Source organism: Aeromonas sp. QDB62 (assembly GCF_027705695.1).
In the GTDB taxonomy this organism is placed as follows: Bacteria; Pseudomonadota; Gammaproteobacteria; order Enterobacterales; family Aeromonadaceae; genus Aeromonas; species Aeromonas allosaccharophila.
Genome location: NZ_JAPDCD010000005.1, coordinates 85,462 through 97,102, shown reverse-complemented (window position 1 = coordinate 97,102; position 11,641 = coordinate 85,462). Strand labels below are relative to the sequence as shown.

The 11,641-nt window shown below is 52.3% G+C and carries 10 protein-coding genes; 6 read left to right on the top strand and 4 right to left on the bottom strand.

The window, feature by feature from the left end:
* Positions 1–74: 74 nt before the first annotated feature.
* The 4 genes from OKC27_RS04145 to mntA all read right to left on the bottom strand — a co-directional run bounded on the left by OKC27_RS04145 (position 75) and on the right by mntA (position 2,688).
* Positions 75–1,394, bottom strand: coding sequence for a type II toxin-antitoxin system HipA family toxin (locus tag OKC27_RS04145; RefSeq protein ID WP_075112288.1), 1,320 nt, complete (start codon positions 1,392–1,394; stop codon positions 75–77).
* On the bottom strand, positions 1,394–1,648 hold the full coding sequence (locus OKC27_RS04140; protein WP_042013334.1) for a helix-turn-helix domain-containing protein: 255 nt from the start codon (positions 1,646–1,648) through the stop codon (positions 1,394–1,396). The genes OKC27_RS04145 and OKC27_RS04140 overlap by 1 nt, the downstream gene beginning before the upstream one ends.
* 169 nt (positions 1,649–1,817) lie before the next feature.
* Positions 1,818–2,246, bottom strand: a complete 429-nt coding sequence (hepT, locus tag OKC27_RS04135) for a type VII toxin-antitoxin system HepT family RNase toxin (RefSeq protein WP_075112289.1) — start codon at positions 2,244–2,246, stop codon at positions 1,818–1,820.
* Positions 2,239–2,688, bottom strand: a complete 450-nt coding sequence (gene mntA, locus OKC27_RS04130; RefSeq protein WP_075112290.1) for a type VII toxin-antitoxin system MntA family adenylyltransferase antitoxin — start codon at positions 2,686–2,688, stop codon at positions 2,239–2,241. The genes hepT and mntA overlap by 8 nt, the downstream gene beginning before the upstream one ends.
* A 446-nt stretch (positions 2,689–3,134) precedes the next feature.
* Between mntA and OKC27_RS04125 the strand changes: the two genes are divergently transcribed.
* The 6 genes from OKC27_RS04125 to OKC27_RS04100 all read left to right on the top strand — a co-directional run bounded on the left by OKC27_RS04125 (position 3,135) and on the right by OKC27_RS04100 (position 11,585).
* Entirely contained in the window at positions 3,135–3,758 is a 624-nt protein-coding gene (locus OKC27_RS04125; RefSeq protein ID WP_075112291.1) for a recombinase family protein, read from the top strand.
* A 786-nt stretch (positions 3,759–4,544) separates the two neighbouring features.
* Positions 4,545–7,010 (top strand): EcoAI/FtnUII family type I restriction enzme subunit R, encoded by a 2,466-nt coding sequence (hsdR, locus tag OKC27_RS04120; RefSeq protein WP_270805967.1) that lies wholly within the window; start codon positions 4,545–4,547, stop codon positions 7,008–7,010.
* A 120-nt stretch (positions 7,011–7,130) separates the two neighbouring features.
* Positions 7,131–8,618, top strand: coding sequence for an N-6 DNA methylase (locus OKC27_RS04115; protein ID WP_096117952.1), 1,488 nt, complete (start codon positions 7,131–7,133; stop codon positions 8,616–8,618).
* The gene (locus OKC27_RS04110) at positions 8,618–10,399 is read left to right on the top strand and encodes a restriction endonuclease subunit S (protein ID WP_270805966.1); all 1,782 of its coding nucleotides are present in this window, start codon (positions 8,618–8,620) and stop codon (positions 10,397–10,399) included. The genes OKC27_RS04115 and OKC27_RS04110 overlap by 1 nt, the downstream gene beginning before the upstream one ends.
* On the top strand, positions 10,399–11,106 hold the full coding sequence (locus OKC27_RS04105; RefSeq protein ID WP_081990753.1) for a DUF3800 domain-containing protein: 708 nt from the start codon (positions 10,399–10,401) through the stop codon (positions 11,104–11,106). Before OKC27_RS04110 ends, OKC27_RS04105 begins: the two co-directional genes overlap by 1 nt.
* The gene (locus OKC27_RS04100) at positions 11,100–11,585 is read left to right on the top strand and encodes a hypothetical protein (protein ID WP_270805965.1); all 486 of its coding nucleotides are present in this window, start codon (positions 11,100–11,102) and stop codon (positions 11,583–11,585) included. Before OKC27_RS04105 ends, OKC27_RS04100 begins: the two co-directional genes overlap by 7 nt.
* Positions 11,586–11,641: the final 56 nt, after the last annotated feature.

Sequence of the window (11,641 nt, the reverse complement as noted above, 5' to 3'; positions counted from 1 at the left end):
TTTTACTCTTCGAACCGTGCAAACTTCCCATAGGTGGTTTGGCTAACCGTGCAATCATCCCACATACCGTCAATTTAATCCCAGCCCTTTATCAGCCTGGCTGAGCGGGCTTTTAGGCCCTCTAGAATGGTGCTGCTGATGGCATCGGGGAAGCCCGCTGGCAATTGCTGGGTAACACGCTCAATAACATCATCAACGGAGTTGGCCAGTTCTGTCAGGATCTCTTCCATAGCAGAACGCTCAAATCCCACAGCTTTCGCCGTTTGGAAGAAATGACGCGGGAATATCTGCTCAATGGCGTATTTCTTTCCCTTGCTGCTTGCTAGGCCCATAGCGAGCTTGGCGTCCCTTCGGTTGAGGCCTCGGCCGCCAAACACTGGATAGACAGATAGGATGTCGTAAAAAGGGGTCAGGCGAAAACGCCCTTCCGGTTCAATAAAGACCGAGAAGTTCTTTGCATGGCCATCGGTGGCCGCCAGCAGCCAGAACAGGACCTGAGATTTCATGAACAGGTAGCGATCCTGTTCTGGTGTCGCAGAGCCCAGCAAGGTTTTCATGATGTCAGTGATCCCTGGTCCTCCATGACTCTCGTATTTCCGTGCTGACGGAACATTCAATACCTGACAGAAATCTTCTTGGGGAAGGCGCATGATCCAACTGCGATCGGCAGCGTAACGTCTGTCGAAGCGTTCCACAGCCAGTGCTTTGACCTGGCCAACCTGCATCATGAAGCAGTGAGGTACGGGTATACCAAACTCCTTGGCAATCAGAGTGCAGAGATATTCGTTTTCTACGCTCTGGGAGAGGTCTATCGAGTAGGAGTGGCTTTCAATCTTGCCAATAGGGAGTTTGATAATGTGGGTTGTCGGCGTTGCGTTGAGTGGCAAGTACCAACGGCCATCGAGAAAGAGCAGCGCTGTCTTTTCTTGCGCTCCGGCGATAGAGATCCGGAACTCCTCTTGCTCCCTGACCATCCCCAAAGGGATTCCTGATTTGTAGCTGGTCAGAATCTGCTCGAGCTCGCCATCGGAAAGTGCTTTGTAGTCGATTCGCCTGACATCTGGAACGTCGTGCCCTTCGGTAACCAGCTGTAATGCCCCTACGCTATCCTGGCCAATGCAACTGAGCAGATCGAAGGGCTGAGTTGATGCCGCTTGATAGCGTGCTACAACCCTGTTCCTCACCTCCGTATTATCTGGCAGCAGGTTGTCGAAGAAGTTATAGGCTTCATCGCCCCGGTAGGCCTGATGGCGCAATGGCATGGAAAGTGAGATGGGACGGCTGCCCGGTTGTGCCAGCCATGACTCATGGTACTGAAACTGATGGGCGCCGCTGGTAGTTTTGGTGAATGTGCCTACCCGATAGCCGTTCATGTAGACAGCCAGATTGGCCATTACCACTCCTCCTTCCAGCCCGATGCCGGACTCTCGGATGACTCATTGCGGGGTTTGATGTCCAGTGACAATTCGAGTGATGCGAGGATCTTGAACAGGGTTTCCAGCTTGGTGGACTCAGGATTGAGTTCGAAGCTGGAGACTGTGTCTTGCCTAATCCCCACTTTCTCGGCCACTTTGCCTTGAGAGAGCTTTTGAGAAAGCCTGGCATCCTTGATACAGGCGCTCAGCTGCTTGGCGCTGGTTACTTTCATGATTCGACAACCTGGTAGCGTGCCTTCTTCCAATTTACACGCTGTGACAGGTATATCAATGTTTACCTGTTATAGGAGGTAAATATAACTTACACGCTATAGCCGGTATTAAACATTAATCCCCTATAGCGGGTAAGAGAACGGTAAGCGGAGATATGACGTCGAAGTTTCAATCAATATGGGCAGCCAACCAGTCGAGACCTTGATCTGCAAACGTGAACAGCTGGTCGCTATAGCCTTGAGCAATGACGCTACGGATGATCTCGGGGTCAATATTCAGATAGTCGTGCACCAGCGCATTGCGAAGGCCAATAATCTTGCGCCAGCCGATTAAGGTGTCGGGGGATAGCTCACCACGCTGGGCCAGGATTTCGAATGCCTGATAGGCATCCTGTGGGGTATGACTTGCCAATGCTTTAGCCCAGTGCTTTGCCACGCCAATACACGCTTCGATAGACACTTGTAGAGTTCGCTCAGCTGCGCGGTACTCCAGATTGGAAAGCGCACGCAGCGCCAGAATAGCCCGTATCTCTGACAACTCGGCCTTATAGCGCGACAGGCTGATGCGTAAAGCTCCTATATAGGCGTTATCACTCATCTTTACTCCACTCCTCAGAATGATGTTTGCTGATATAGGCTTGGCGATGGTGATAACCAAGTTCCATCTGCGACATTATCCGCGCCTCCTCTTGCAAACGCCGCCCCTCATCACGGCTATAGAGAGGACGATTTGCATCTACTACCGCAAAAGCCAACGGAATCGGGGCCTGATTGATATCGACGACCGAAAGTTTCCCCTCTGCCAACCCCATGGCACGTTGCCACTCCAGCGCGAGCAGTTCAGGGCGCAAGCGGTTTTCCAGTGCAGTACCCAGTGGTCCACTCTGTTTGATTGGATCAAAGGCCACCGCCAGATCCCAGTCGCTGGCAGGACCTGCAGTCCCCTTGGCACGGGAGCCGTAAAGCCAAAGCACCTGCACCTGGGGGTTGCTGTTGGCTAGGGTAATCAGCTGGTGAATAACATCGCTGTCGGGTTTCATATTGGTACGGCCATTTGGTCGCTTGAGACAGAGTTCTGGTTAGTATGGTGCCACATGGTTGGGCTTTTGTACGTAACTTCCAGTAGCCTGCCGCGCTGCGCTTGGCTGCTGGCTTGTTCGGTGAGTCGAAAAGATGACTCACCTCAAAGCCCAGCTTCTGTAGATTTCCTCCTTTGGCATCCCATTCAGCAGATCAGGAATGGTGAGCAACGTCGCTTAAATACCCAAATACAACTCAAAAGCGACTTTGTGATGACGGATCACACTTAAAGTTTGTGCTGTCAGATCAAAAGGCTATCGAAAGGTTGTTTTTCGATCGTCATGTGGTGGTTCTAAAAAGGTATACCCCATAAAAACCACTCAATATCCTCTCGAAAACAATATCGAAACCATTTATATTGAACTGATAATTTAGAACCAGTTTAAACAGACCGATGGAGGTTCCAATGTTCATACGGGCGTACTTACGTGCATCGACAGTGGAGCAGGATGCTGAGCGGGCACGAGAGCTGCTGATTGGCTTTGCTGCGGAGCATGGTCACCAGATTGCCAGTTTCTATGTGGAGAATGAGTCGGGGGCGACTCTGGACAGACCTGAGCTTATGCGGCTGATCCGCGACGCTGCAGATCGTGACATTGTGCTGGTAGAACAGATTGATCGTCTGGCCCGTCTCAATCAGACGGATTGGCAAACATTGAAGCAGTTGCTGGCTCAGAAACAGCTCTCAATCGTTTCTCCGGAGCTTCCGACTTCTTGGGTGGCGTTACAGGGGGACAGCCGCTCCGAGTTCACCAGCGCCATTTTGCAGGCTGTAAATGGCATGCTGTTGGATATGCTCGCAGCAGTCGCTCGCAAAGACTATGAAGATCGCAGACGCAGGCAGCAGCAGGGTATTGCCAAGGCCAGGGATGAGGGGAAATATCGCGGTCGCCAGAAAGATGAAAAGAAGCGTCAGCACATCGCACAGTTGTTGAGCACCGGACACAGCTACTCGGTGATCCAGGAAATGTTGGGCTGCTCCCGCCATCTGATTTCGTGCGTGGCAAAAGAGGTCCGTTCAGTAAAATAGCGGGTCATTTATCCGAGGCACCCATGCGACGCTTCTCGATATACAGCCACGCAGCAAAGGCGCCAAAGCCTATCAGGAATGAAAACAGGAGGATCAGGATGACGATGCTGTTCATGGTGATGGCCTCAGGTGTAGCGGATAAAGGATGCAATCAGGTGATCGTGTGACCAAACTCCATATCACCATGGACTCCGCTCAGGAAGAAATCAACAAAACACTGAAAGTATTGAGGTTTGTTCGCTTGCAATAAACATGATTGCGTGGAATCACGCAGGATGTGGAGCCATGGAATGAACACTGTCATTCCCAACCAATTCCCGTCCAGTTTCTTTCCACATAACTATCTATCTGGAAAAGTGGTGCGAATTTTCCACATAGTGGAATGCCAGTTCAGAACGAGTTATGTGGAATCCTGATCGAAGACTTCCTATCTATCTGGAAATTTCGTGCCGTTTTTCTCTCTGGAATATTGGTCATCTTGTTTGAAGGGATGATGGACCTTTGTGTGCTGGAATTGATGGGGGCAGATTCCTATCTATCTGGAATCTTGGCCTCTGCATTCAGCGAGAGCCAAACCGGCTGACTGGCGATGGGACTAACTCAAGCGATGCCCTTCAACAAGCATTCACTACGACCTAGTTATGCCATTGCCTGACGTATCCTTGGCCAGAAGGTACGCTATCAAGAGCAGCCTCCCATGTTGCTTTATGAGTCTGAAATCAACAAAACTCGGCTGATTTTATGAGAGAATCTTGAGCAATATTGTCCCCGACCGGAAGAGTGCTCATGGCCGAGATCAACAAAGCAACCCTCACTGAAGCCGACATCATCTCCAAATACCTGCTGCCTGCCATCAAGGCGGCGGGTTGGGATGACCTGACCCAGGTTCGCCAAGAGGTGAAGCTGCGGGATGGCAAGGTGGTGGTTCGCGGCCAGATGGCGGCACGCAAAAAGGTCAAATCGGCCGATATCGTGCTCTATCACAAGATGGGCTTGCCACTGGCGGTGATCGAGGCCAAAGCCAACAAGCATGAGATTGGCAAGGGGATGCAGCAGGGGCTCGATTATGCCCGTCTGCTGGATGTGCCGTTCGTATTTGCCAGCAACGGCGATGGCTTCGTATTTCATGACAAGACCAATCCGGCCAAGCTGGAATCCGAGATTGCGCTGGAGGATTTCCCCAGCCCGGGTCAGCTTTGGGACAAACTCTGTACCTGGAAGGGTTACACCCAGGCACAGTTGCCTGTCATCAGCCAGGACTATTACTCGGATGGCAGCGGCAAATCTCCCCGCTATTACCAGCTGCAGGCCATCAACAAGACCGTAGAAGCCATCTCAAAAGGTGAGGATCGGGTATTGCTGGTGATGGCCACCGGCACCGGCAAGACCTACACCGCATTCCAGATCATCTGGCGTTTGTGGAAGGCGGGCGCCAAGAAGCGAATCCTGTTTCTGGCCGATCGCAACATTCTGGTAGATCAGACCAAGATCAATGATTTTCAGCCCTTTGGCTCGGCCATGACCAAGGTCACCGGACGCACGATCGATCCTGCCTATGAGATCCACCTTGCCCTCTATCAGGAGCTCACCGGGCCGGAAGAGTCGCAGAAAGCCTTCAAGCAGGTCTCACCCGACTTCTTCGACCTGATCGTGGTGGATGAGTGCCATCGGGGCAGCGCCGCCGAAGACAGCGCTTGGCGCGAGATCCTCGAATACTTCTCATCGGCCACCCAGATTGGTCTCACCGCCACGCCCAAAGAGACCGAAACTGTCTCCAGTACCGATTACTTCGGTGACCCTGTCTATACCTACTCCCTCAAAGAGGGGATCGAAGATGGCTTTCTTGCCCCCTACAAGGTGGTGCGGGTCGATATCGATGTGGATCTGCAGGGGTGGCGTCCCACCAAAGGGCAGCTGGACAAACAGGGCAATGAGATAGTCGATCGCATCTACAACCAGAAGGATTTCGACCGCACTCTGGTGATCGACGAGCGTACTCAGCTGGTGGCCGAAACCATCACCAACTACCTCAAGAAAACCGATCCGATGGCCAAGACCATCGTGTTCTGCAACGATATCGATCATGCCGACCGGATGCGGCGGGCGCTGGTCAACCTCAACCCGGAACAGATGGCCAAGGATGAGCGCTACGTGATGAAAATCACCGGCGATGATGACCTTGGCAAGGCCCAGCTCGACAACTTCATCAACCCGAAAAAGCCCTATCCGGTCATTGCCACCACTTCCGAGCTGATGACCACCGGCGTTGATGCCAAAACCTGCAAGCTGGTGGTGCTGGATCAAAACATTCAGTCCATGACCAAGTTCAAGCAGATCATCGGCCGTGGCACCCGTATCGACGACAAGTACGGCAAGCTCTGGTTTACCATTCTCGATTTCAAGAAGGCCACCGAGCTGTTTGCCGATCCCCGTTTCGACGGCGAGCCGGAACGCGTCATGGTGGTCAAACCGGCAGACATCAACAATCCGGATGAAGGCATGGGCGATATCATCGGCGATGCCGATCCACTGCCAGCCGACGAACCCGGCGATAATGACGATCCGTTTGCTCCTGGAGTCGATGAACAGCCCGGCACTTACACAACCGGTAGTGATGGTGGCCAGAGTGGCGCAGGTGGCCAGGGCACGGGCCCGCTGGGTGGCCCCGAGCCCGGTGTCAGCAAGTATTATGTCAACGGTGTGGCGGTCAGCGTCATCGCCGAGCGGGTGCAGTATTACGATGCCGATGGCAAACTGGTGACCGAATCTTTCAAGGACTACACCAAGAAGACCCTGCTCAAAGAGTTTGCCACCCTCGATGCCTTCACCAAACGCTGGCAAGCCGCCGAACGCAAGCAAGCCATCATGGATGAATTGGCTCAGGCGGGCGTGCTGTGGGAGGTGTTGGAGCAGGAAGTGGGCAAGGAGCTCGACCCGTTCGACCTTATCTGCCACGTGGTATACGATCAGCCGCCACTGACCCGGCGCGAGCGGGCCAACAACGTCAAAAAGCGCAACTACTTCACCAAGTACAACGACACCGCCCAGCAGGTACTCACCAGTCTACTCGACAAGTATGCCGATCAGGGGGTGACCGAGATTGAGACCAAGGATGCGCTAAAAGTCGCCCCCTTTACCGAGCTGGGTCGCCCGCTGGAGTTGGCCAAGAAGGGTTTTGGTGGCCCCAAACAGTTCGAGCAGGCCATCACCGAACTGGAACAAGAAATTTACCGTGAGCAGCAGAGCGCCTGACGACCTGACTGTTTCTGAACTACCATGCGGCCATTCCAATGATGGCCGCTTGTTTTATCGATACTCCTGACGCATTCGCCCCTGTATTCGTCACCATTTTTGTAAAAAGCAGAGAACCCCATGTCATCCATCAGCTCAGTCATCAAATCCATTCAGGACATCATGCGCAAGGACGCCGGTATCGACGGTGATGCCCAGCGCCTCGGTCAGCTCTCCTGGCTGCTGTTTTTGAAAGTGTTCGACGCCCAGGAAGAGGAGCTGGAGTTTGAGCAGGATAACTACCGCTGCCCCATCCCCGAGCGCTTCCTGTGGCGCAACTGGGCGGCCGATAGCGAAGGGTTAACCGGTGATGCCCTGCTCGATTTCGTCAACAACGATCTGTTCGACAGCCTGAAAAACCAGCCTGCCAATATCGATCTCAACCCCCGTGGCTATGTGGTGAAAGAGGCGTTCAGCGATGCCTTCAACTACATGAAAAACGGCACCCTGCTCAAGCAGGTGATCAACAAGCTTAACGAGATCGACTTTACCGACAGCAGCGAGCGCCACCTGTTTGGCGATATCTACGAGCAGATCCTGCGCGACCTGCAAAGCGCCGGTAACGCGGGCGAGTTCTACACCCCCCGCGCCGTCACCCGCTTTATGGTCAATCGTATCGACCCCAAACTCGGCGAGCGGATCATGGACCCGGCATGTGGCACCGGCGGCTTTCTCGCCTGTGCCTTCGATCATGTCAAAGAGCACTATGTCGAGACCGCTGCCGACCACCAGACCCTCCAACAGCAGATCCTGGGGGTTGAGAAGAAGCAACTGCCACACCTCCTTTGCACCACCAATATGCTGCTGCACGGTATCGAGGTGCCGGTGCAAATTCGCCACGGCAACACCCTCGACAAGCCGCTGTCGAGCTGGGACAGCGATATCGACGTGATCCTCACCAACCCGCCCTTTGGCGGCACCGAAGAGGATGGTATCGAGCAGAACTTCCCTGCCGATCTGCGCACCCGCGAGACCGCCGACCTGTTCCTGCAGCTGATCATCGAAGTCCTGAAAAAGGGCGGTCGCGCCGCCGTGGTGCTGCCCGATGGCACCCTGTTTGGCGAAGGGGTCAAAACCAAGATCAAGCAACTGCTCACCAGCGAGTGCAACCTGCACACCATAGTGCGGCTGCCCAACGGCGTGTTTGCCCCCTATACCGGCATCAAGACCAATATCCTGTTCTTCACCAAGGGCCAGCCCACCAAGGATGTCTGGTTCTACGAGCACCCCTATCCGGCTGGGGTGAAGAACTACAGCAAGACCAAACCGATGAAGTTCGAGGAGTTCGAAGCCGAGATTGCCTGGTGGGGTGATGAGGCGGACAGTTTTGCTGCCCGGGTTGAGAACGAGCAAGCCTGGAAGGTCAGTATCAAGACCATTATCGAGCGCAACTTTAACCTCGATATCAAAAACCCCCATGTCGGCGAGCAGATAAGCCACGATCCTGACGAACTGCTGGTTCGCTATGCCGCAGAGCAGGCTGAAATCCAGACCCTGCGTGACCAGCTAAAAGCCATTTTGGGCGACGCTGTGGGCAAAGGTGCGGCCAAGCAAGGGGGACAGGCATAATGGCGATCGAGAATCTGATTACCGACCACCTGGATCTCTGGACTGCGGCGGTGCGTCCCAAAAGCGGTGCCGGGCGCGGCGCGAGCAGCAAGCTGGAACTCACCGGCATCAAAAAGCTGCGTGAGCTGATCCTGGGGCTGGCCGTGCGCGGCAAATTGGTACCGCAAGACCCCAGCGATGAACCAGCCTCCGTGCTGTTGGAGCGCATTGCTGTCGAAAAGGCGCGGCTGGTCAAAGAGGGCAAAATTAAAAAGCCCAAGGCCTTGCCGGAAATTGGTGAGGAAGAGAAACCGTTTGAGCTACCTGCTGGATGGGAGTTTACCCGGGTCGGTTCAATAATAAATAGAATATCAAATGGTTTTTCTGGCGTGCAAAATAAGGAAGGGAATGGTTTCCCACTTACTCGGATAGAATCCATATCAGAATCTGTCATTAATATGGGGAGAGTTGGTTACTCTCCAAGCATACCCCATGATAAGCTGAATTATTATCGGTTAAATCAGGGTGATATATTACTGTCTCACATCAACAGTGATCTTCATGTTGGTAAGACGGCTATTTTTCATGGCAACCATGAACTTTATCACGGCGTTAACTTGTTACTTATTAGAACAAGTTGCTTGGTCTCATATGATTACATTGACTTAGTGTTCAATCAACTAAGGCTTTCAGGATATTTTTTGTCAGTTGCACAACATGCTATAGGGCAGTCTTCAATAAATCAGTCTATCGTTCAGTCAGTATTAATACCTTTGCCGCCTTTGGATGAACAACACCGTATCGTTGCCAAAGTGAAAGAGTTAATGGCCCTATGCGACCAGTTGGAACAGCAGAGTGAAGCACAGCTGGCTGCCCATCAGATGCTGGTAGAGACCCTGCTCGCCACGCTGACAGACAGTGCCGATGCCGACGAGCTGGCGCAAAACTGGGCGCGGCTAAGCACTCACTTCGATACCCTCTTTACCACCGAGTCGAGTATCGACGCCCTGAAACAGACCATCCTGCAACTGGCGGTGATGGGAAAGTTAGTGCCGCAAGACCCGAGCGATGAACCCGTATCCGCCCTGCTGGGACGCATCGCTGCCGAAAAAGCCCGATTGGTGGAAGAGAAGAAAATCAAAAAAGAGAAACCGCTGCCTGCGATTAGTGAAGACGAAAAACCGTTTGAACTGCCGCAGGGGTGGGATTGGGTAAAACTTGATTATATTGCAAAGAATGAAAAGAATGCGTTGAAAGCAGGGCCTTTTGGCTCAGCCTTAAAAAAAGATATGTATGTAGCCTCAGGATACAAAATATATGGTCAAGAGCAAGTTATATCTGGTGATGAGGACCTTGGTGACTACTTTATTGATGAGGAAAAATATCTAAGCTTAGAGTCATGTAAAGTTCAGGCCGGGGATATACTTGTAAGCTTGGTTGGTACTATTGGTAAAGTTTTGATTCTGTCTGATAACGCAGTTCGTGGAATAATAAACCCTCGGTTAGTAAAAGTTTCTTTATTTTCAGATATTGACCGTAAATACATTAGTGTCGTACTAGGTAGCCAGCTAGTTCAGGATGAACTATATAGAAAAAGTCATGGCTCAACGATGAATGTTTTAAATTTGGGCTTACTTCGTGAATTGGTTTTTCCATTACCCCCAGTTAAAGAACAATCCAAAATAGTCAACAAAGTTGAGGGTTTACTGGCTGTTTGTGATCAATTGAAAGTACGCTTGCAAACCAGCCAGCAGACCCAGCTTGCCTTGGCCGAGTCGCTGGTGGAAGGAGCCCTTGCCTGATGAGCCGCATATTTAATGTCTATTGCGATGAGTCCTGTCATCTGGAGAACGATGGTCAATCGGCCATGGTGCTTGGAGCTGTATGGTGTCCGCTGGATAAGCGCCACGAGATCGTGCGTCGCTTGCGCGAGATCAAGCAAAAGCATGGGTTGGCGCCGGATTTCGAGGTGAAGTGGACCAAGGTTAGTCAGTCGAAACTCGCCTTCTATCGTGACCTGCTAGATTACTTTTTCGATGATGATGACCTTCACTTTCGTGGTCTGGTTATCCCGGATAAATCACAACTAAATCATGAAGCGTTTGGGCAGAGTCATGACGACTGGTACTACAAAATGTATTTCGTCATGTTGAAGACGATCTTTGAGCCGCAGAATGGCTATCGAGTCTATATCGATATCAAGGATACCTTGGGGCATGAGAAGATCAGCAAGTTGCATGATGTTTTGTGCAATAACACGTATGACTACTCGAAGAAAATCATTCATCGGGTGCAGCGGATCCACTCTCATGAAGCTGAGTTGCTGCAAGTTGCGGATCTTTTGATCGGAGCCCTGAGCTATCTGCATCGAGGGTTGACCAGCAGCCAAGCCAAGCTGGCGTTGATTGAAAGAATACGGCAACGAAGTGGTTACAAGCTGACGCACAATACCCTTCTGCGAGAGAGCAAGTTCAATCTGATGGTCTGGTGCAGCAGGGGTGGATGGTGATGCAACCGGTATGGCTACCTGACCTCATTCTGATGACCGCCTCTGGCGGTGATTGGGGGCGTTTTTTCTCTGCGGTTTATGCGGCCTTCGAACAAGACTTTGTACTCAACAAACCCGAGTTCAGAGGCAAGCGTCTTGGTCTGAAACGTCATCCTGAATATGCTGGGAAATCAGCAACCTTCTGGCACATGATTTCAACTGGAGACGTTGAAGAAGAGCGAGAGCCCGATTTACGTCGATGCGAACGCATCCGCTGGCCCAAGCCCATCATCGAGAATGATAGCGATCCTGAGCTCAAGGTGTGGGCTGAGCCTCGTGGCAAGCAACAACGCATCCATATCTGGTTTGAAGCGGAAGGCTACCTAGTCGTGCTGGATGATCGAGGAGAATACATCCTGCCGTGGACGGCATTTTTCATCGAACATGAGCACGAACGGCGCAAGTACAACAAGCGCTGGGAACGGTATGGGAGTTATTGACTGCTAGGGGAGGGAATTAAGCTGGCCGCGCCCTCCGGAGAGGACGGGGCCGTAAC